The organism is Stenotrophomonas maltophilia, from assembly GCF_006970445.1.
Lineage (GTDB): Bacteria > Pseudomonadota > Gammaproteobacteria > Xanthomonadales > Xanthomonadaceae > Stenotrophomonas > Stenotrophomonas maltophilia_AU.
Genome location: NZ_CP033877.1, coordinates 2,705,092 through 2,724,257, shown reverse-complemented (window position 1 = coordinate 2,724,257; position 19,166 = coordinate 2,705,092). Strand labels below are relative to the sequence as shown.

The 19,166-nt window shown below is 66.9% G+C and carries 21 protein-coding genes; 16 read left to right on the top strand and 5 right to left on the bottom strand.

Translation table 11 applies throughout. From position 1 onward, the window contains the following. Positions 1-34: 34 nt before the first annotated feature. Positions 35-472: an acetyltransferase gene (locus EGM71_RS12545; protein ID WP_188485196.1), complete on the bottom strand. Its 438-nt coding sequence runs from the start codon at positions 470-472 to the stop codon at positions 35-37. Positions 473-540: 68 nt separating this feature from the next. Then, complete coding sequence (locus tag EGM71_RS12540; protein ID WP_188485195.1) at positions 541-1,308, bottom strand: NAD(P)H-dependent oxidoreductase; 768 nt, start codon at positions 1,306-1,308, stop codon at positions 541-543. Between the two features lie 78 nt (positions 1,309-1,386). On the opposite strand from EGM71_RS12540, the gene EGM71_RS12535 reads away from it, so the two are divergent. The 5 genes from EGM71_RS12535 (at position 1,387) to EGM71_RS12515 (ending at position 5,243) form a co-directional block, all read left to right on the top strand. Continuing rightward, positions 1,387-1,746: a winged helix-turn-helix transcriptional regulator gene (locus EGM71_RS12535; protein ID WP_188485194.1), complete on the top strand. Its 360-nt coding sequence runs from the start codon at positions 1,387-1,389 to the stop codon at positions 1,744-1,746. A 75-nt stretch (positions 1,747-1,821) separates the two neighbouring features. After that, positions 1,822-2,346: a tRNA adenosine(34) deaminase TadA gene (gene tadA, locus EGM71_RS12530; protein ID WP_188485193.1), complete on the top strand. Its 525-nt coding sequence runs from the start codon at positions 1,822-1,824 to the stop codon at positions 2,344-2,346. A gap of 74 nt (positions 2,347-2,420) precedes the next feature. Beyond that, the gene (gene orn / locus EGM71_RS12525) at positions 2,421-2,993 is read left to right on the top strand and encodes an oligoribonuclease (RefSeq protein ID WP_019660274.1); all 573 of its coding nucleotides are present in this window, start codon (positions 2,421-2,423) and stop codon (positions 2,991-2,993) included. A gap of 103 nt (positions 2,994-3,096) precedes the next feature. Further along, positions 3,097-3,969 (top strand): EcsC family protein, encoded by an 873-nt coding sequence (locus tag EGM71_RS12520; protein ID WP_188485192.1) that lies wholly within the window; start codon positions 3,097-3,099, stop codon positions 3,967-3,969. A gap of 158 nt (positions 3,970-4,127) precedes the next feature. Further along, a complete protein-coding gene (locus tag EGM71_RS12515) occupies positions 4,128-5,243 on the top strand; it encodes an alkene reductase (RefSeq protein WP_188485191.1) in 1,116 nt (371 codons plus the stop codon). A 132-nt stretch (positions 5,244-5,375) separates the two neighbouring features. Here EGM71_RS12515 and EGM71_RS12510 read toward each other — a convergent pair whose 3' ends face one another. Together EGM71_RS12510 and ppsA are read right to left on the bottom strand one after the other, a co-directional pair. Beyond that, positions 5,376-6,269, bottom strand: coding sequence for a mechanosensitive ion channel family protein (locus EGM71_RS12510; RefSeq protein ID WP_188485190.1), 894 nt, complete (start codon positions 6,267-6,269; stop codon positions 5,376-5,378). Positions 6,270-6,417: 148 nt separating this feature from the next. After that, complete coding sequence (ppsA, locus tag EGM71_RS12505; protein WP_188485189.1) at positions 6,418-8,796, bottom strand: phosphoenolpyruvate synthase; 2,379 nt, start codon at positions 8,794-8,796, stop codon at positions 6,418-6,420. Positions 8,797-8,940: 144 nt separating this feature from the next. Between ppsA and ppsR the strand changes: the two genes are divergently transcribed. The 5 genes from ppsR (at position 8,941) to EGM71_RS12480 (ending at position 13,172) form a co-directional block, all read left to right on the top strand. After that, the gene (gene ppsR / locus EGM71_RS12500; RefSeq protein WP_006452040.1) at positions 8,941-9,762 is read left to right on the top strand and encodes a posphoenolpyruvate synthetase regulatory kinase/phosphorylase PpsR; all 822 of its coding nucleotides are present in this window, start codon (positions 8,941-8,943) and stop codon (positions 9,760-9,762) included. A 148-nt stretch (positions 9,763-9,910) separates the two neighbouring features. Next, complete coding sequence (locus tag EGM71_RS12495; RefSeq protein WP_032956108.1) at positions 9,911-10,420, top strand: DUF1249 domain-containing protein; 510 nt, start codon at positions 9,911-9,913, stop codon at positions 10,418-10,420. 42 nt (positions 10,421-10,462) lie between these two features. Next, on the top strand, positions 10,463-10,951 hold the full coding sequence (locus EGM71_RS12490; RefSeq protein WP_188485188.1) for an NUDIX hydrolase: 489 nt from the start codon (positions 10,463-10,465) through the stop codon (positions 10,949-10,951). Positions 10,952-11,075: 124 nt separating this feature from the next. After that, positions 11,076-11,693, top strand: a complete 618-nt coding sequence (locus EGM71_RS12485) for a DUF2239 family protein (RefSeq protein WP_188485187.1) — start codon at positions 11,076-11,078, stop codon at positions 11,691-11,693. A gap of 117 nt (positions 11,694-11,810) precedes the next feature. After that, positions 11,811-13,172, top strand: coding sequence for an MATE family efflux transporter (locus EGM71_RS12480; protein WP_188485186.1), 1,362 nt, complete (start codon positions 11,811-11,813; stop codon positions 13,170-13,172). Positions 13,173-13,721: 549 nt separating this feature from the next. Here EGM71_RS12480 and EGM71_RS12475 read toward each other — a convergent pair. Beyond that, positions 13,722-14,372 (bottom strand): class I SAM-dependent methyltransferase, encoded by a 651-nt coding sequence (locus tag EGM71_RS12475; protein WP_188485185.1) that lies wholly within the window; start codon positions 14,370-14,372, stop codon positions 13,722-13,724. A gap of 347 nt (positions 14,373-14,719) precedes the next feature. Between EGM71_RS12475 and EGM71_RS12470 the strand changes: the two genes are divergently transcribed. The 6 genes from EGM71_RS12470 to EGM71_RS12445 all read left to right on the top strand — a co-directional run bounded on the left by EGM71_RS12470 (position 14,720) and on the right by EGM71_RS12445 (position 18,629). Then, the gene (locus tag EGM71_RS12470; RefSeq protein WP_188485184.1) at positions 14,720-15,334 is read left to right on the top strand and encodes a CDP-alcohol phosphatidyltransferase family protein; all 615 of its coding nucleotides are present in this window, start codon (positions 14,720-14,722) and stop codon (positions 15,332-15,334) included. A gap of 22 nt (positions 15,335-15,356) precedes the next feature. Then, positions 15,357-16,421 carry a class III poly(R)-hydroxyalkanoic acid synthase subunit PhaE gene (gene phaE, locus EGM71_RS12465; protein WP_188485183.1) on the top strand — a complete coding sequence of 355 codons (1,065 nt, stop codon included), beginning with the start codon at positions 15,357-15,359 and terminating at the stop codon, positions 16,419-16,421. Continuing rightward, positions 16,418-17,485: a class III poly(R)-hydroxyalkanoic acid synthase subunit PhaC gene (phaC, locus tag EGM71_RS12460; protein ID WP_057501864.1), complete on the top strand. Its 1,068-nt coding sequence runs from the start codon at positions 16,418-16,420 to the stop codon at positions 17,483-17,485. Before phaE ends, phaC begins: the two co-directional genes overlap by 4 nt. A gap of 55 nt (positions 17,486-17,540) precedes the next feature. Continuing rightward, positions 17,541-17,912, top strand: a complete 372-nt coding sequence (locus tag EGM71_RS12455) for a YfeK family protein (protein ID WP_188485182.1) — start codon at positions 17,541-17,543, stop codon at positions 17,910-17,912. 64 nt (positions 17,913-17,976) lie between these two features. Then, positions 17,977-18,180, top strand: coding sequence for a PspC domain-containing protein (locus tag EGM71_RS12450; protein WP_188485181.1), 204 nt, complete (start codon positions 17,977-17,979; stop codon positions 18,178-18,180). Beyond that, complete coding sequence (locus tag EGM71_RS12445; protein WP_188485180.1) at positions 18,177-18,629, top strand: hypothetical protein; 453 nt, start codon at positions 18,177-18,179, stop codon at positions 18,627-18,629. Before EGM71_RS12450 ends, EGM71_RS12445 begins: the two co-directional genes overlap by 4 nt. Positions 18,630-19,166: the final 537 nt, after the last annotated feature.

Here is a 19,166-nt window from a genome sequence, read left to right as displayed (position 1 = left end):
AGCCACGCTAGCACGTGGCTGCTGCCGAGGGATGTCAGCCGTTGTACCGGAGATGGATCAGGGGATACGGACGGCCCTGCGAATCGAGCGGTGAGCGGCCGGTTTCGACGAAGCCCATGCGCAGGTAGAAGCCAACGGCCTGCGCGTTCTGTTCGTTGACGTCGGTACTCAGCTGCGGATGCAGGGCCAGCGCATGCTGCAGCAGCTGCCGGCCGATACCAGTGCCGCGCACGTCGGGATCGATGAACAGCGCTTCCATGTGTGTGCCGTCGATCAGCATGAAGCCTACGGGCCGATCCTGCGCATCGACGGCAACGGTCATCGGCGCCTGTGGCAGGAAAGCAGCCACTTCGGCATCGATGGCCTGGCGGTCTTCGGCGCTGAGGAAATCGTGGGTGGCGTCGACGGCGCGACGCCAGAGGTCGACGAGGGCGGTGCCGTCGTCGGCGCGCGAGGAGCGCAGGGTGGTCATGGGTTCACCAAGGTGCTTGACAGGAACGCGCAGTATGAAGTTTTCCGGCCACGCCTGCAGAAGCGGATTCATCCTGTGTGGCGATGGCGGATGAAGGGACTGTAGGCTGTGGCTTCCGCGCGCAGCACCACGCCGTCCTCGAAGTCCTCGCTGTCATTGAAAGGCACGATCGGCCACTGCTTCCACTGAGCAAGTCGTTCCCGGTAGTTACGTGCAGCCATGGTGAGCGCCTCGTCGTGCGCCTGCACGCGCTCCGGTGCCAGCCCGGAACGCACACCATGCACCACATGCGGTTCCATCACGTCGAAGCCGACGTAGCGCAGGCTGTACATCAACGGCCACATCAACAAGCGGGTATCACCCTCGCGGCCGTCGACGGCGCAGGCCCGCGCCGAAGAGCCAGTGGTGACGCTGAGCAAGGCACGCTTGCCGCGCATCGCGCCGTGTTCGTGGCGCAGGCGGCTGTTGTACATCGGCCCGTAGACCAGCACGCGGTCCAGCCAGCCCTTGAGGATCGCCGGCGCCGCGAACCACCACAGCGGGAACTGCAGGATCAGCAGGTCAGTGGCCTGCAGCAGCTGCAGGTGGCGGCGCACGTCGGTGGGCAGAAGATCATGCTCGGCGCTGTGGCGTTGTTCTCGCTGGGCATCGAAACGGCCGGGCTGCAGGCGTCTTGAATGATGTTGGGCCGCTTCCAGCGGATCGAAGCTCTCTGCATACAGGTCGACCACGTCCACCTGCAGCGCGTCATGCCGCAGCTGCTCGGCGGCCTGCGCGGCCAGGTAGGCGTTGAACGAGCGGGGTTCGGGATGGGCAAGCAGAATCAGGGCGCGCATGGGGCGAGGTGTTGGTGGAGTGTGCGACCATCCTCGCGGTGCCGGAGTGCTCCGGCAATTACGTACCTTGAGGTAACCATGGCCTGTCCGGGCGATGTCTATGCCGCCGATTGCTCGGCACGCGATGCGCTGGCGCTGATCTCCGGCAAGTGGGTGATGCTGCTGTTGCCGGCGCTGGCGCAGGGGCCGCTGCGCAATGGCGCGCTGCTGCGGAAGATCGAAGGCATCTCGCAGAAGGTGCTGACCCAGACCCTTCGGCAGCTGGAGCGTAATGGCCTGGTCGAGCGGTGTGAGCGGGGCAGCAAGCCGCTGCATGTGGAGTACCGGCTGACCGAGGTCGCGCGTGGTCTGGTTGACACGCTGTCTGCCCTGGACCGTTGGGCCGAGCACAACTTCCCGGCGCTGGACGCCGCCCGCGAGCGCTTCGACGCACGCTAGCGGCGCCTGCACGGGCGCGGGCGTACAATGCGGCCCCGGCGGCCATCCTGGCCCTGTAGACACGCGAGAACCGCCATGACTGATGCCCTGGGTGTACCGGTGCACGATGCCGATGAACACTGGATGCGCCATGCGCTGGCGCTGGCCGAGCGTGCGCAGCGCGAGTTCGACGAGATTCCGGTCGGTGCGGTACTGGTGGGCGCCGATGGCCAGCTGCTGGGCGAGGGCTGGAACCTCAACATCGCCTCTCACGATCCCAGTGCGCATGCCGAGATCGTGGCCATGCGGGCCGGTGGCACGCTGCTGGCCAATCATCGGCTGCTCGGCAGCACCCTGTACGTGACCCTGGAACCGTGCGCGATGTGCGCGATGGCGATCGTGCATGCACGCGTAGCCCGCCTGGTCTACGGCGCCAGCGACCCCAAGACCGGCGCCTGCGGCAGCGTGTTCGACCTGCTGGGTGATGCCCGCCACAACCACCGGGTGGAGATCCATGGTGGGGTGCTGGCCAAGGAGGCCAGCATGCGCCTGACCAATTATTTCCGCGCCAAGCGCGGCAAACCGCCGCTGCTGCTGGAAGACCACGCCGGCGAGGGCTGAGTGGCGAAAGGGTATGATGGGCGCCCCTTTCCTTCACCGGTAGGCCGCGCGCCTGCCCAGCAACGAGGCGACACATGGCGGACAACGGCGCGGCCAACGAGCGACTGATCTGGATCGACCTGGAAATGACCGGGTTGGATACCGACAACGATTCGATCATCGAGATCGCCACCGTGGTCACCGATGCCCAGCTCAACGTGCTGGCCGAAGGGCCGGAATTCGCCATCCATCACCCGCTGGAAACGCTGGAAGCGATGGATGAGTGGAACCGCAACCAGCACCGCCGTTCGGGCCTGTGGCAGCGCGTGGTGGACAGCACCACCACCCTGGGCCAGGCCGAGGCGCAGACGGTGAACTTCCTGGCGCAGTGGATCCCGGCCGGCCTTTCGCCGATGTGCGGCAACTCGATCTGCCAGGACCGCCGCTTCCTGCACCGCCAGATGCCGCGCCTGGAGAAGTACTTCCACTACCGCAACCTGGACGTGTCCACGGTGAAGGAACTGGCCAAGCGCTGGGCACCGAGCGTGGCCGCCGGCGTCGGCAAGAACAGCAACCACACCGCGCTGAGCGACGTGCACGATTCGATCGCCGAGCTGCGCCATTACCGCCAGTTCATGGGCGCGCTGTCGGGGCTGCCGGCTGCCTGAACAACGACGCCGGGGTCGGATTCCTTTCCAGCGGAAAGGGCTCTGACCCTTCTGTCGTGCCTCGCGACGAACCGTTCAACTCCATGACGCTAAGATCGGCGCCATGAACGAGCCCATCCTGCTCCCCCGCGATATTGCCCACGACGCCCGCGACTGGTCCGACCTGCAGCGGGCGGTGGCCTTGCTGGAAGCGCCGACCCTGACCGCGCGCATGGCCAACCTGGTCGGCACGCCGCTGGAGTTCGCGGTGAAGGCGCTGCCCAAGGCAGTCTCCGGCCGCATCCACGGTGCTGTGCAGGCGGCGCTGTCCAAGTCGGCGCAGGCGGCCCTGTGGAGCATGGACAACTCGCCCGGCAAGGGAGCGTCGACCCGCTGGCACAAGGTGGCCGCCGCGACCTCGGGCGCGGTGGGCGGGGCCTTCGGCTTCGCGGCACTATTCATCGAGCTGCCGGTGTCGACCACCATCATGATGCGCGCGGTGGCGGACGTGGCTCGCAGCGAGGGGTTCGACCTGTCCGAGTTCAGTACCCGCCAGGCCTGCCTGGAGGTGTTCGCGCTGGGCGGCAACTCGCCACGCGATGACGCGAGCGAGACGGGCTATTACCTGGCCCGTGGGTTCACCACCGATGTGATGCGCCACCTGTCGGCCGAGCTGGCCGGGCGCGTGGTGACCGGTCGCGACCTGACCCTGGGTGTGGCGCCGAAGGAGGCCGGCAAACTGCTGGCGAAGATGGTGGAGAAGGTGGCGGCGCGATTCGGCGTGGTGGTCACCGAGAAGTTCGCCGCGCAGGCGGTGCCGATCGTCGGTGCCGCCGCGGGTGCAACACTGAATACCATGTTCACCGATTACTACCAGGACATGGCGCGCGGCCACTTCATCGTGCGCCGGCTGGAGCTGAAGTACGGGGAGGATGTGGTGCGCGCCTGCTATGACCGCGTGGCGCATGGCGGCGTACTGATCGAACCCACGCTGTAACCGGTGTTGGGATCGGACCCCTTTGCCGTGCAAAGGGCTCTGCCCCCCGGCCGGCCATCCTTGCCTTGAGGGAACAATTGTTTTGCCAGCGCGTGCCTGTTGCGCAGCGGGCGGTATCCCCATTCTTTGCGGCACTCCCCCCGCAAGAGATTGCCGCCATGATGTTCACCCCCCACCGCCTGGGCGCGCTGACCCTGCCCAACCGCATCGTCATGCCGCCGATGACCCGCTCGCGTGCCGCCGACGGCAATGTCGCCACCGCGGAAATGGCCGCCTACTATGCCCAGCGCGCCAGCGCTGGCCTGATCGTCAGCGAAGGTACCCAGATCAGCCAGCAGGGCCAGGGCTATGCCTGGACCCCGGGCATCCACAGTGCCGAGCAGGTGCAGGGCTGGCGCCAGGTGACCGATGCGGTGCACGCCGCCGGTGGCCGCATCTACGCCCAGTTGTGGCATGTGGGCCGCGTTTCGCACGTGGCGCTGCAGCCGGAAGGTGGCGCACCGGTATCGTCGTCGGCCCTGCTGGCTGAAGGCGTGAAGGTGTTCGTCGATCCGACCGGTGCCGGTCCGGAAACCGGCATGGGCGAAATGATCCAGCATTCGATGCCGCGCGCGCTGCGCGAGGACGAGATTCCAGGCATCATCGCCGACTATGCACAGGCCACCCGCAATGCGCTGGCCGCCGGTTTCGATGGTGTCGAGCTGCACGCCGCCAATGGCTACCTGATCAACCAGTTCATCGATTCGCAGGCGAACCTGCGTACCGACCGCTACGGCGGCTCGCTGCAGAACCGTCTGCGCTTCCTGCGTGAAGTGGTGCAGGCGATGGTTGAAGTGGCCGGTGCGGATCGTGTCGGCGTGCGCCTGGCGCCGCTGACCGTGCAGCAGGGCGCGGTGGACGATACGCCGCAGGCAACCTACCTGGCCGCTGCGCATCTGATGGCCGAGCTGGACGTGGGCTACCTGCACATCGTCGAAGCCGACTGGGACGAAGCGCCGCTGATGCCGGTGGCGTTCAAGCAGGCACTGCGCATGGTCTACCCGGGCACGCTGATCTACGCCGGCAAGTACACCGCCGAGCGCGCCGAGCAGGCACTGGCCGAAGGCTGGGCTGACCTGGTCGGCTTCGGTCGCCCGTTCATCGCCAATCCGGACCTGCCGGAGCGTCTGCGCTTGGGTGCGGAACTGAATCCGCCGGACCGTGCGACGTTCTTCGGCGGTGGTGCGCTTGGCTTCACCGATTACCCGACGCTGGAAGAGAGCGTCGCGGCCTGATCCTGGAGGCTGCCGGCCAGCGGCCGGCACTACCGGTGTATGGAGATGGGGTGGGTGCCGGCCAGCGGCCGGCACTACCAGGGTGCGCGGGGCAGGGGAGTGCCGGCCGCTGGCCGGTATTTCTGTTTGGGATCAGGGCGTGTCGCGTACCAGCGCATCAGCCTCGACCACACCGCCATCCTTGCCGTGCAGGTACAGATGCATGTCCTGCTGCGGGTACGGGATGTTGATGCCAGCCTTGTCATAGCCCAGCTTCAGCTGTTCCAGCAGCGTGACCTTGGTACCGAACCAGTCGGCCGACTTCACGTAACAGCGGATGCCCAGGTTGATTGCATGCGCACCCAGCTCGTACACCACCACATCCGGTGCCGGTGTCTGCAGCACGCGCGGGTCGGCCTTCATCAGCGCCAACGCGGTGTCGCGTGCCAGCTGGATGTTGTCCTCGTAGCCGATGCCGATCACCAGTTCGACGCGGCGCGTCGGTTCGGCGGTCAGGTTGATGATCGGCGCGGCGGTGATCAGCGTGTTCGGAATGGTGGTGTGCTGGTTGTCGGCACCGGTAAGCACGGTCTGGAAGATGCGCACTTCGCGCACGGTGCCGGTCTGTCCGGCGATGGTCACCACGTCGCCGACACGGAATGGGCGCAGTGTCACCAGCATCACGCCCGAGGCGATGTTGGACAGCGAATCCTTCAATGCCAGACCAACCGCGAGGCCGGCGGTGCCGAGCACGGCCAGCAGCGGGGTGATCTGCACGCCCAGCGTGCCGATCGCCAGCACCACTACGATCACAAGCGACGCGGCATACACCACATTGCGCAGGAAGCTGCCGAGCATCGGGTCCACGCCCATGCGCGCGGTGGCGCGCGGCATTGCGTTGGACAGGCGTCGTGCCACCCACATGCCGACCAGCAGCACCACGATGGCGGCCAGCAACGGTACACCGTAGGTTTCCAGCAGGCGTTCCCAGTCGAGCGAGTGGAACCAGGGGGTTGCGGCGGGCGAGGGTGGTGCGACGGCGATCATGCGGGAGTTCCTTTGCTGCTGCGGGACAGGCGCGAGGTGCGCGTGGCGTTCACGGACGCCAGAAACAGCAAGCCCCGCAGAGGCGGGGCTTGCGTGCAGCAGCAGTATGGGCGGACGTCGATGAAAGCGACGTCAGCCCATCACGGCATCAGCCGTTGGCCTTCAGCTTGGCCAGGCGCAGCCAGGTATCGACCACGGTGTCCGGGTTCAGCGACACCGACTCGATGCCTTCCTGCATCAGCCACTCGGCCAGATCCGGGTGATCGGACGGGCCCTGGCCGCAGATGCCGACGTACTTGCCCTTGGCACGTGCCGACTTGATCGCCATCGACAGCAGCTTCTTCACTGCCGGGTTACGTTCGTCGAACAGGTGCGCGACGATTGACGAGTCGCGGTCCAGGCCCAGGCTCAGCTGGGTCAGGTCGTTGGAGCCGATCGAGAAGCCGTCGAAGATCTCCAGGAACTCATCGGCGAGCAGTGCGTTGGACGGCACTTCGCACATCATGATGATCTTCAGGCCGTTCTCGCCCTGCTTCAGGCCGTTCTGTTCCAGCACCTCGATGACCTTGCGGCCTTCTTCCAGGGTGCGCACGAACGGAATCATGACCCACAGGTTGTCCAGGCCCATTTCGTTGCGCACGCGCAGCACGGCCTTGCACTCCAGCGCGAAGGCGGCCGAGAAGCTCGGGTCGACGTAACGGCTGGCGCCGCGGAAGCCGATCATCGGGTTCTCTTCGTGCGGCTCGTAGTTGCTGCCGCCGATCAGGTTGGCGTATTCGTTGGACTTGAAGTCCGACAGGCGCACGATCACGGCGTTCGGTGCGACCGAGGCGGTGAGGGTGGCGATGCCTTCAGCCAGGCGGTCCACATAGAAGCTGACCGGATCGGAATAACCGGCGATCTTCTCGTCGATCTTCTTCTTGGTCGGCGCATCCTGGCGGTCGTATTCCAGCAGCGCGTTCGGGTGGATGCCGATGTGGCTGGCAATGATCATTTCCAGGCGGGCCAGGCCGATGCCGGCGTTCGGCAGCTGGCCGAAGTCGAAGGCACGTTCCGGGTTGGCCACGTTCATCATGATCTTCAGCGGTGCCGGCGGCATGTTGCCCAGATCGGTGGTGGTGCGCTCGAAGCCGAGCTTGCCTTCGTAGATGAAGCCGGTATCGCCTTCAGCGCAGCTGACCGTGACCAGCTGGCCATCTTCGATGACCTTGGTGGCGTTGCCCGAACCGACCACGGCCGGTACGCCCAGCTCGCGCGCGATGATCGCGGCGTGGCAGGTACGGCCACCACGGTTGGTGACGATGGCCGACGCGCGCTTCATCACCGGCTCCCAATCGGGATCGGTCATGTCGGCGATCAGCACGTCGCCCGGCTGCACGCGGTTCATGTCTTCCAGCGTCTTGACCACGCGGGCCACGCCCGAGCCGATCTTGGCGCCGACGGCACGACCTTCGGCCAGCACATTGCCGCCCTTTTCGGTCAGCGCGAAGCGCTCGATCTGGGTGGCATGGCTGCGCGACTTCACCGTTTCCGGGCGCGCCTGCACGATGAACAGCTTGCCGCTGACACCGTCCTTGGCCCACTCGATATCCATCGGGCGGCCGTAGTGCTTTTCGATGACCAGGGCCTGCTTGGACAGCTCCTGCACGTCTTCGTCGCTGATCGAGAAGGTGTTGCGCAGTTCGGCCGGGGTATCTTCGATCTTGACGCGCTCACCCGGGACATCCGAGTACACCATGCGGATCGCCTTGCTGCCGAGCGAGCGGCGCAGGATCGCCGGCTTGCCGGCCTGCAGGGTGGGCTTGTAGACGTAGTACTCGTCCGGGTTGACCGCGCCCTGCACGACCATTTCGCCCAGGCCGAACGACGAGGTGACGAACACCACGTCGCGGAAGCCGGACTCGGTGTCCAGGGTGAACAGCACGCCGGAGGAGCCGACGCCGGAACGCACCATCAGCTGCACGCCAGCGGACAGGAACACGTCCTCATGCTTGAAGCCGTGGTGCACGCGGTAGGCGATGGCGCGGTCGTTGTACAGCGAGGCGAACACTTCCTTGACCTTGTGCACGACGTCGTCGGCACCGGTGACGTTGAGGAAGGTTTCCTGCTGGCCGGCGAAGGAGGCATCCGGCAGATCCTCGGCGGTGGCCGAGGAACGCACGGCCACGGCCACGTCGCCGCCGCCGTTGTCGGCGCTCAGCTTGGCGTACGCGGTGCGGATGTCCTGGTCCAGCTGCGGCTGCAGCGGAGCGTCGATCACCCAGGAGCGGATTTCCTTGCCCGCGGCGGTCAGCGCGTTGACGTCCTCGACGTCCAGCGTGGCCAGCTTGTCGAAAATGCGCTTGGACAGGTCGTTGTGCGCGATGAAGTCCTTGAAGGCTTCAGACGTGGTCGCATAACCTCCGGGAACGGAGACGCCCAGACCGGCCAGGTTGCCGATCATCTCGCCCAGCGACGAATTCTTGCCGCCTACGCGGGCCAGGTCGGCCAGACGCAGTTCGTGCAACCACAGGATGTTCTCGTTCAAGCGCGATGCTCCGTTTGGCCATCGCCCGAGGCGGGCTGAGTGGCCGCGTCCGTAGGAAGAAGCCGATATGATGCCGGGCAGACCGCTGTCGGCACAAGCTTGTGTTGGCGGCCCTTTTAGGCTTCGTAGGGGGTAAAAGCGCGCATGTCGACCATCCGTCCGGTGTTCTACGTTTCCGATGGAACCGGTATCACCGCTGAAACCATTGGGCATAGCCTGCTCACCCAGTTCTCCGGGTTCAGCTTCATTACCGACCGCATGTCGTTTGTTGACGACCCCGAAAAAGCGCGTGAAGCCTGTGCCCGGATCCAGGCGGCGGGGGAGCGGTACCAGGTCCGGCCGATCGTGGTGAACTCCTGCGTGGACCAGAGCCTGAGCCTGATCCTGGCCGACAGCGGCGCGCTGATGCTGGATGTGTTCGCACCGTTCATCGAGCCGCTGGAGCGTGAACTGGCCAGCCCGCGCCTGGCCCGGGTCGGCCAGGCCCACGGCATGGTTGATTTCGACACCTACCACCGCCGCATCAACGCGATGAACTTCGCCCTGACCCATGACGATGGGATTGCGGTGAACTACGACGATGCCGACGTGATCCTGGTGGCGGTGTCGCGCGCCGGCAAGACGCCCACCTGCATCTACCTGGCCCTGCATTACGGGGTGCGCGCGGCCAACTACCCGCTGACCGATGAAGACCTGGAAAGCGACCGCCTGCCGCCGCGCCTGCGCAACTACCGGCGCAAGCTGTTCGGCCTGACCATCGACCCGGATCGCCTGCAGCAGATCCGCCAGGAGCGCCGCCCGAACTCGCGCTACGCCAACCTGGACACCTGCAAGCGCGAGGTGGCTGCGGCCGAGGTGATGTTCCAGATGGAGCGGATCCCGACGCTGAGCACCACCCATACCTCGATCGAGGAGATTTCCAGCAAGGTGCTGGCCACACTGGGGCTGCAGCGCGAGCTGTATTGATCCTCGTCTGGTAGAGCCGGCCGCTGGCCGGCTGGCCGATGAACCCCCGGCCGCGATGCAGGGCTGCCGGCCAGCGGCCGGCACTACCCAGGGGTTGGCTTGCACGTGCCCGCCCCCACGTTGAAGCACCAACGTGTAGGATCGACCCATGGCCCAAGCCTCGCCCCGCACCGAACGCATTCCCCGCCTGAGCCGGCTGAGCTGGCTCATGGGCCTGTACGCGGAAAATTACCGCCACCTGGTGCGCCTGTTCGAGCCGGCTGGACTGGTGGCGGGCAGCTACATTTCCTCGATCGGCGACGGCCTGGATGTCCGCCTGGACGTGATCGAGTGCCACCGCTACACGGTGGAACTGCGCCTGACCTACGACCTGGCCGATCCGGTCACCGGCGAGCCGGATCCTTCGGCCTATGTGCGCCTTTACCGTGACGCGCGCCAGGCCGAGACTACCCATTGCTACGTCGGCCGCCGCTGGCAGGACACGATGGGCCTGTACCCGCCGCCGGCGGAGCTGATCAGCCACCGCATGCGGATGAACACATTCCTCGGCAAGTGGCTGGAATACCTGGCCGAGCGCGGTCACGGTGTGGCCACCCTGCGCCGCGATCCCGACGGTGCAGGCACACCCGCTGAGCGCCGCCTGTCGCTGGTGCGCTGATCGGCCATAATCCATGGCTGACCCGCCGCTGGATGCTGCCCCATGCCGTACACCCCGATCGTCGCCACCTTGGGCTACGTGCTGTCGCCCGATCGTCGCCAGGTGCTGATGATCCACCGCAACACCCGTCCGGGTGACCACCATCTGGGCAAGTACAACGGGCTGGGCGGCAAGATCGAAGCGGACGAAGATGTAGCGGCCAGCATGCGTCGTGAAATCGCCGAGGAAGCCGGCATCGACTGCACCGGCATGCGCCTGCGCGGCACCCTCAGCTGGCCGGGTTTCGGCAAGCACGGCGAAGACTGGCTGGGCTTCGTGTTCGTCATCGACGCCTTCGAAGGCACCCCGCACGGTGGCAACCACGAAGGCACGCTGGAGTGGGTCGACCTGGACAAGCTGGACACGCTGCCGATGTGGGAAGGCGACCGCAATTTCCTGCCCCTGGTGTTCGACGCCGACCCGCGCCCGTTCCACGGCGTCATGCCGTACAAGGACGGCCGCATGGTCAGCTGGTCCTACAGCCGGCTGTGACCCGACGAATCGGGTGAGTGCCAACCTTGGTTGGCAGGCTCTTCTGGCAAATTAATACCCGGACAATATTGACTCGAAGAAATTACCCGGGCAATATTTGCGCATCGCCTCTGATGCCATTGCCATGCCTGCGTCCCGACTCCCTCCCTTCAGTTGTTTCGACGGCCATCGCCTGGTCGCTTCCGGTACCCCGGAAGTGGCCGCGCTGGCCCTCAAGCAGCTGCGCGCCGACAACGCTGCCGGACCCTTGCTGGTGTTCGACAACGCCACCGGCCGCACCCGTGATTTCGATACGCGCGGCAGTGACGCAGAACTGCTGGCGCGGGTCATCGAAGCGTTTCCCGCTGCCGTGGAGGCGGATGCCGACGTTACTGCCGAAGATGCGCCCGCTACCCCGCGTGGCCGCGGCCGCCCCAAGCTGGGCGTGGTCGCCCGCGAAGTGACCCTGCTGCCGCGCCACTGGGCGTGGCTGGCCGAGCAGCCTGGCGGGGCCTCGGTGGTGCTGCGCAAGCTGGTGGAGGCGGCCAGCCGGGCTGGTGCAGACAAGGAACGGCAGCGCCGTGACAGCGAGCGCGCGTATCACTTCCTGCAGACCATCGCCGGTGACCTGCCGGGCTTCGAGGAGGCCATCCGCGTGCTGTTCGCGCATGACCGCGTGGGCCTGGAAGTGGTGCTGCATTCCTGGCCCGGGGATGTGCGTGACCACGCCCTGCGCCTGGCATTCGAGAGCGCCGACGGCTGAGCCATCGCGCCGTCGTTGAGCGGCGGCGCCACCTGATCGCGGGCCACGGCCCGCTCCCCTGTGCTTGCTTTGCTGGCGGAAACGCCGGGCAGGGCAGCGCCTTGCCCAGAGAATCCCATGGACATCCCTGCACATCCCATCCCCCCGGTCGCGCCGCCCCTCTGGCGCACCTATCTGGCCCTGCTGCTGCCGATGCTGCTGACCAATGCGCTGCAACTGGCCGCAGGCACGCTGGACAACATCTACCTGGGCCATCTGCTGGGGACGCAGGCGGTGGCCGCCGCCGCGGCGTTCTTCCCGGTCTTCTTCCTGTTGCTGGCATTGGTGATGGGCCTGGCGACGGGCGCGATGGTGCTGATCGGCCAGGCCTGGGGTGCGGGCCGGCCGCATCAGGCGCGCGCGGTGGCCGGCAGTGCGGTGGCACTGATCCTGCTGTTGTCAGCGCTGGTGATGGCAGTGGGCGGCGGTTTCGCACCACAGCTGCTGTCGGCGCTGGGCACGCCGGCGCCGGTCCTCAGTGAGTCCATTGTCTATGCGCGCGTCCTGCTGCTGGCGGCTCCGGTGTTCTTCCTGTTGTGGCTGGCCACCGCCGTGAGCCGCGCAGTGGGGGACGCGAAGACGCCGCTGCATGCGCTGCTGCTGGCCACGGTGGTCGGCCTGATGTGCACGCCGCTGCTGATCTTGGGCTGGCGCGGCCTGCCGCGGATGGGCTCGGCCAGTGCGGCCGTATCGGCGGCGTTCGCCTCGCTGTTGGCCTTGGGCTGGTTGCTGTGGCGCTGGCATCGGGTAGCTCATCCCCTGGCACCGGGACGTGAGCTGCTGCGTGCCATTCGTTTCGATGGCGCGCTCATCCGCGCGATGCTGCGCATCGGCGTACCGTCTTCGCTGCAGATGCTCAGCCTGGCCATTGCCGAAATCGTATTGCTGGGCTGGATCAACCGCTATGGCTGCACGGCCACGGCCGCCTACGGTGCGGTCAACCAGTTGATGAGCTGGGTGCAGCTGCCGGCGATGTCCCTGGGGATCACCGCCACCATCCTCGCAGCGCATGCGATGGGCGCGGGGCGTACGGCACGGCTGCCGGCCATCGCACGCACCGGCGTGCTGCTTGGACTGGCGATGCTGAGCGGGGTGGTGCTGCTGGTTGTGGCGCTGGCGCCCTGGCTGACCGGGTTGATCCTGGCGGCGACCGGCGTGCGCGAACTGGCCGCGTTGCAGTTGCGCACCGTGGTGTGGGGCGTGCTGGCGATGGGTATCAGCGCGGTGCTGGTCGGGGTGATGCGCGGCAGCGGCACGGTATGGCTGCCAGCGTTGCTGGGTATGGGCGCGGTATTGCTGCTGGAGCTGCCGCTGGCGATGTGGCTGCGGGTGCAGCATGGGCTGGCCGGCGTGTGGTGGGCGTGGCCGCTGGGGTTGTTGGCGATGCTGGTGATGCAGGTGTTGTGTTTCGCTCGCTGGCGCCGGGCGCAGGCTGGGTAGTGCCGGCCGCTGGCCGGCAATCCGGAATGGCCGGGGTAGCCGGCCAGCGGCCGGCTCTACCACTGGGTCGGATCGCATCCGGCGCGGTGGCTACGGTGGGCCTGGCTGCTGGTGATGCAGGTGTTGTGTTTCGCTCGCTGGCGCCGGGCGCAGGCTGGGTAGTGCCGGCCGCTGGCTGGCAATCCGGAATGGCCGGGGTAGCCGGCCAGCGGCCGGCTCTACCACTGGGTCGGATCGTATCCGGCGCGGTGGCTACGGTGGGCCTGGCCGCTGGTGATGCAGGTGTTCTGTTTTGCTCGCTGGCGACCGGTGCAGGCTGGGTAGTGCCGGCCGCTGGCTGGCAATCCGGAATGGCCGGGGTAGCCGGCCAACGGCCGGCTCTACCACTGGGTCGGATCGCATCCGGCGCGGTGGCTACGGTGGGCCTGGCCGCTGGTGATGCAGGTGTTCTGTTTTGCTCGCTGGCGGCCGGGTGCGGGCTGGGTAGTGCCGGCCGCTTGCCGGCAATCCGGAAGCCGGGGCAGCCGGCCAGCGGCCGGCTCTACCGCTTCAGCACCGCTGTGCCAGCAGCAGGTGGAAGTGTTTTTCGCGCGCCTGGCCATCATTGCCGGTCGCGGTTTCCCGGTGGCTGCGCCAGGCCGAGACGCGGAAGCCGGACACGCGCAGGGCCAGCTCCACCGCGTCCAGCTCATGCAGTTGGAAGTCGGCAGCAAATGGCAGGCTGCGCATGAAGCTGGCATCGCCAAAGGCCAGGCACAGGCGGCCGCCCCGGCGCAGTACCCGCGCCAGTTCGTCCAGCACCGGAGCCAGGTTCGGCCAGAAGTACAGGGTGTTGACCGCCAGCGCTGCATCCATCGAGGCATCGCTGATCGGCAGGGCGTGGGCGTCGCCGTGGCGCATCGCGGCACGGTCGGCCAGCCCGGCGGCGGCCAGGCGCTGGTTGCCGGCCTCGACCATGGTGAGCGACCACTCGATCCCGAGGTACTGGCTGTCAACCGCCCGCAGAAGCTCAGGTGCGAAGGCGGCGTTGCCGGGACCGATCTCGAGGATGCGTTCGCCTGCCGATACCGCCAGCAGGCCGATCGCCGCCCGGTTGAGCGCGCTGTTGCTGCGGTTCATCGAGTCGGCCACCGCCAATGCGGCGTCGCCGTGGGGCTGCCGCAGCTGCGCGGCCAGGGAGGAGGCATCCAGCATCGTCATCGTCGTCCGTCGGTAGGATTCGGACGTGGCGGCGGCGGGCCCGCCGGTGACCATAGCGCCGACCCCGCGGCTTGGGAAGTAGGGAAACCCCGCTGCAGGGTGATGAGGAAATGTCCACCGTCGCAGTCGGTGAGATCTGGTTGTCCACAGGGGGTGTGGATTACGCGTGGGCAACTTTGTGGATAAGCCGCGACAGGCGCCACCCCCCTAGGCTGTCAAGATGGGTGGCGAAAAATTCACCGCCGGTGAGGACAGGTGAGGGAGCGGTGAAGGGTGGGCCTTGCCAGCGCTGTCGCCAGCGGCGGCGCTCGCGGTAACCTGTGGGCCTTGATGCTCCGTGAGACTCCATGAAACGTCACTTCTCGATGCTGCGCGAATTCCAGCTGGCCGACTGGTTCACCCTGGCCAATGCTTTCTGCGGCACCGGTGCGGTGTTTGCCGCGATGCGCTTCCTGCAGGACGGCGAGCGCGGCTACCTGCTGTTCGGCATGGCGCTGATCCCGCTGGCCTTCATCTTCGACGCGCTCGACGGGCGCATCGCGCGCTGGCGCAAGTCCAGCTCCACCCTGGGCCGCGAGCTGGACTCGCTGTCCGACGTGATCTCCTTCGGTGTGGCGCCGGCGGCACTGGCTTATGCGTGCGGTATGCAGGGCGGCTGGGACTGGCTGGTGCTGAGCTATTTCGTCTGCTGCGGTGTCAGCCGCCTGGCACGCTACAACGTCACTGCCGAGGCGCTCGCTGGTGACGAGGGCAAGGTGAAGTATTTCGAGGGCACCCCGATCCCGACCAGCCTGGTGCTGGTGATCGTACTGGCGATTGCCGCCGGTACCGATGCCATCGGCCAGAACATCTGGTTCGGCCAGTGGCAGATCGGCCCGTGGCAGCTGCACCCGATGGTGCTGTTGTTCGCCCTGTCCGGGTCGCTGATGATCAGCAAGACCCTGCATATCCCCAAGCCATGAGCCAGCCCTGCGGAGGCCTGCGATGACCAGCTCGGCCCACGACGCCGGCAGCAGCGATTTCGAGACCCTGGCCCGGCAGTACTTCGGCGCCTGGGGCGATGCCCTGCGCCATGCGAGCACGCCCGGTGCACCCGCCGGTGACGACCCCGGCAGCTGGCAGCGGTTGTTCGACTGGTGGGGCCAGCTGCTGCCTGAGCAGGCGCAGGGCGCACCGGAAGATGCCGTGCGCCGGTTCCGCGAACAGGCGGGCAGCTGGTACAGCACCATGCAGGAGGTTGCCGCGCGTTTCGCCGGCCGCGACGCCAGCAGTGCCGATGTGGCCCAGGCCTGGCGCGAGGCGGTGCAGGGGCAGGGCGACGGCATGCTGCAGTGGATGCTGCAGGGCGCCCGTGGCAGCACCCACGCCGGCGCTACCGTGCCCGAATTCGCCGCATGGCTGCAGCAGTTCCAGCTGCAGGCTGGCCCGTGGCTGCAGAGCCCGGCATTCGGCCCCGGGCGCGAGCATCAGGCGCGCTGGCAGGCCCTGCTGCGTGCGCAGGAGGAATACCAGCAGCATTCGCGCGCCTATGTCGATCAGATCAAGCAGGCATTGGACGAGGCCTTTGCGCTGTTCGAGCAGCGCCTGGCCGAGCACGAACAGCCCGGCAGCCAGCTGACCAGCGCCCGCGCGATGTTCGACCTGTGGATCGAAGTGGCCGAGGAGGCCTACGCCAAGGTCGCCATGTCCGAACCGTTCCAGCGGGTCTACGCCTCGCTGGGCAACGCGCAGATGCGTCTGCGCGCCGGCCTGCAGCGCGAGGTGGAACAGATGAGTGAACGTATCGGCCTGCCGACCCGCAGCGAGATGGATGCCGCACACCGCCGCATCGCGGAGCTGGAGCGCAGCCTGCGCCGCCTGCAGGCACAGGTCGCGGTTTTGGCTGGGACTGCCGAGGTGGACCCAGTGGCACAGCCGGCGCCGGCGAAGGTGAAGCCAGCCGCCCGCAAGGCCGCGAAGAAGGCCGCGCCGGCAAAGAAGGCGGCAGCGAAAAAGGCGCCTGCGAAGAAGGCCGCATCTCGTGCTTCCGCTCGGGCGCGTGACCGATGAAGGGACCGCTGGGCTTCAACGCCGACGACCTGATGCAGGAAACCCTGGCCATGCAGCGCAAGCTGATGGAAGGGTTGAAGCTGCTGCCGCAGGTGGAAGACGTGGACTATGGCGTGACCGCGCGCGAGGAAGTCTGGCGCGACGGCAAGGTGGTGCTGTACCGCTTCGTCGGTGAGCAGGCGCCGACCCGGCGCACCCCGCTGCTGATCGTCTACGCGCTGGTCAACCGGCCGTACATGGTCGACCTGCAGGCCGACCGCTCGCTGGTGCAGAAGCTGCTGGCGCTGGGCCAGGACGTGTACGTGCTGGACTGGGGCTACCCGGACCGGTCCGAACGCTTCCAGACCCTGGAGGACTACCTGCTGCGCTATATCGATGGTGCGGTGGACGCGCTGCGCGTGCGCAGTGGCGGTCCGGTCGACCTGCTCGGCATCTGCCAGGGCGGCGTGTTCGCGCTGTGCTACGCCGCGCTGCGCCGGCAGAAGCTGGGCAAGCTGATCACCATGGTCACCCCGGTCGACTTCCAGACGGCCGACAACATGCTCTCGCATTGGGCGCGGCAGGTGGACGTGGACCTGCTGGTCGACACGCTGGGCAACATCCCGGCCGACCTGATGAATGCCAGTTACCTGATGCTCAAGCCGTTCCGCCTGAACGTGCAGAAGTACGTGGGCCTGCTCGATATCCTCGACGACAAGGCGGCGCTGGAGGATTTCCTGCGCATGGAGAAGTGGATCTTCGATTCACCGGACCTGGCGGGCGAGGCATTCCGCGACTTCATCAAGCAGTTCTACCAGGGCAACGGACTGGTGAACGGCACGGTGCGGATTGGCGAGGAAGCCGTGGATCTGTCGCAGGTGACCTTGCCGGTGCTGAACATCTACGCCGAGCAGGACCATCTGGTGCCGCCGGACGCCTCGCGCGCGATGCGTGGGCGCCTGGGCACGGACGACTACACCGAGTCCAGTTTCCGCGGTGGCCATATCGGCATCTACGTGTCCGGCCGCGCGCAGCGCGAAGTGCCGGCCACGATCGATGGCTGGTTGAAGGCGCGTGACGCGTAAAGGCTGCTTCGGTTTTTGTAGCGTCGAGCCATGCTCGACTGCATGGAGAATGATGATGTCGCAAAGGATATCGCTGCTGCTTGCCGCGCTGCTGCTGGCAGCACCTGTGGCCCAAGCCGCCCCCAGCGCGGATGCGCGAAGAGAAATCGCCCAGCTGATCTCCAGCCTGGACGGCTCCCAATGCCGGTTTCAGCGCAATGGCAGCTGGTACGACGGTAGCGATGCGCGCGCGCACCTGCAGCGCAAGTACGACTACCTGCTGAAGAAGGACATGGTGGACAGCGCCGAGCAGTTCATCGAGCGCGCCGCCAGCCAGAGCAGCATGAGCGGCAAACCCTATCGCATCCAGTGCCCGGGGCAGCCTGAACAGACCGCAGCCGCCTGGTTCGGTGCGCGCCTGCAGGCGCTGCGTCACCGCACGCCGTAGACATGGGCAGGGTGTAGAGTCGAGCCACGCTCGACTGCCTTGTCCGTTGCCCGGAGCCGCCGCCATGAACACCACGCCCAAGACGCTGTCGCGTTCATTGAACGACCGCATGATCGCTGGCGTGATGGGTGGCATTGCCCATCGCTTCGGCTGGAATGTCACCCTCCTGCGGGTGGTCTACGTGCTGCTGTCGCTGGCCTCGGCGGCCTTCCCCGGCATCCTGGTCTACCTGATCCTGTGGCTGCTGATGCCGAACGAGGCCGATTGAACGCCGCCTCCCGGCCTTGGCCACTCTGGCTGCGCGCGCTGCAGGTGCTGGGTGCGGTGTGGACCCTGCCCAACACCCTGATCGGCGTGACCGGTGGCCTGGCCGGCATGCTCGGCGGCGCGACGCTGCGTTGGAGCGGGCGGGACTGCGCACTGGTGTTCGACCGCTGGCCGTGGGGGCCGGGCGGGGCGGTCACACTGGGCAATGTGATCCTGCATACCGGCCACGATCTGGGTATTTCCTGCCGCACCTATGCGCACCAGGCGGGGTGGGGTGTGGAGCCGCTGATCCGGCTGGATGACCACGAACGCGCACACGTCTACCAGTACATGGTGCTGGGGCCGCTGTACCTGCCGGTTTACCTGCTGTGTGGCGGGGTGAGTGCGCGCAATCCGTTCGAGCGCGCGGCCGATCATTTCGCCCGGTTCGGGCACGGTTGGTGGCCGTAGTTTCCAGCCAACGGCGCAGCCCCTCGTGGCGTGGTCGCGGAATGCCTGCTTCCTGGGGGCTGGCCGGGTGGGTGGGGCTGGCGGGGACGCCGTGAACCCATCCATGGGGGCTTAGCCGCGGTATCCATGCCGCGGATACCCCGCCACCCCCACCCACCCGGCCGCTGACAATTCCCGGGCGCGCCAGGCCACGGAAAAGAAAAAGAACAGCAGAAGCGGGTCGCGCGCTGCGCTTGCTCGCGAGCCGAGCCTGCGCTCGGCTTCGCGGACTGGCCTGAAAGCAGCCGAGCATGGGCTCGGCTCTACAAAAAGCGAGCCGGCCAGGCCGCTTTTGCTTTTGATCTTCTTTTTTCCTTTCCGTGGCTGGACGTGCCCGAAAACTATCGGGGGTCGGTCGGGGTGGGTTCGCGGGACCGTTGGCGCCATGGATGGCGCCATCGAGCCCCCATGGACGGGTTTACGGCGTGTCCCGCGAACCCACCCCGACCGACCCAATCACATGAAGCGCATTTCTCGACCCAGCCACGAGGGGCTGCG

Excerpts from the sequence above, each read along its gene's own strand:
- tadA (WP_188485193.1), top strand. The coding sequence starts at position 1,822 with ATGACTGATGCCCTGGGTGTACCGGTGCACGATGCCGATGAACACTGG.
- phaC (WP_057501864.1), top strand. The coding sequence starts at position 16,418 with ATGAAGGGACCGCTGGGCTTCAACGCCGACGACCTGATGCAGGAAACC.
- EGM71_RS12455 (WP_188485182.1), top strand. The coding sequence starts at position 17,541 with ATGTCGCAAAGGATATCGCTGCTGCTTGCCGCGCTGCTGCTGGCAGCA.
- EGM71_RS12510 (WP_188485190.1), bottom strand. The coding sequence starts at position 6,269 with ATGATCGCCGTCGCACCACCCTCGCCCGCCGCAACCCCCTGGTTCCAC.
- EGM71_RS12495 (WP_032956108.1), top strand. The coding sequence starts at position 9,911 with ATGGCCCAAGCCTCGCCCCGCACCGAACGCATTCCCCGCCTGAGCCGG.
- EGM71_RS12475 (WP_188485185.1), bottom strand. The coding sequence starts at position 14,372 with ATGACGATGCTGGATGCCTCCTCCCTGGCCGCGCAGCTGCGGCAGCCC.
- EGM71_RS12490 (WP_188485188.1), top strand. The coding sequence starts at position 10,463 with ATGCCGTACACCCCGATCGTCGCCACCTTGGGCTACGTGCTGTCGCCC.
- EGM71_RS12520 (WP_188485192.1), top strand. The coding sequence starts at position 3,097 with ATGAACGAGCCCATCCTGCTCCCCCGCGATATTGCCCACGACGCCCGC.
- EGM71_RS12470 (WP_188485184.1), top strand. The coding sequence starts at position 14,720 with ATGAAACGTCACTTCTCGATGCTGCGCGAATTCCAGCTGGCCGACTGG.
- EGM71_RS12545 (WP_188485196.1), bottom strand. The coding sequence starts at position 472 with ATGACCACCCTGCGCTCCTCGCGCGCCGACGACGGCACCGCCCTCGTC.
- phaE (WP_188485183.1), top strand. The coding sequence starts at position 15,357 with ATGACCAGCTCGGCCCACGACGCCGGCAGCAGCGATTTCGAGACCCTG.
- EGM71_RS12450 (WP_188485181.1), top strand. The coding sequence starts at position 17,977 with ATGAACACCACGCCCAAGACGCTGTCGCGTTCATTGAACGACCGCATG.
- ppsR (WP_006452040.1), top strand. The coding sequence starts at position 8,941 with ATGTCGACCATCCGTCCGGTGTTCTACGTTTCCGATGGAACCGGTATC.
- EGM71_RS12480 (WP_188485186.1), top strand. The coding sequence starts at position 11,811 with ATGGACATCCCTGCACATCCCATCCCCCCGGTCGCGCCGCCCCTCTGG.
- orn (WP_019660274.1), top strand. The coding sequence starts at position 2,421 with ATGGCGGACAACGGCGCGGCCAACGAGCGACTGATCTGGATCGACCTG.
- EGM71_RS12515 (WP_188485191.1), top strand. The coding sequence starts at position 4,128 with ATGATGTTCACCCCCCACCGCCTGGGCGCGCTGACCCTGCCCAACCGC.
- EGM71_RS12535 (WP_188485194.1), top strand. The coding sequence starts at position 1,387 with ATGGCCTGTCCGGGCGATGTCTATGCCGCCGATTGCTCGGCACGCGAT.
- EGM71_RS12485 (WP_188485187.1), top strand. The coding sequence starts at position 11,076 with ATGCCTGCGTCCCGACTCCCTCCCTTCAGTTGTTTCGACGGCCATCGC.
- EGM71_RS12540 (WP_188485195.1), bottom strand. The coding sequence starts at position 1,308 with ATGCGCGCCCTGATTCTGCTTGCCCATCCCGAACCCCGCTCGTTCAAC.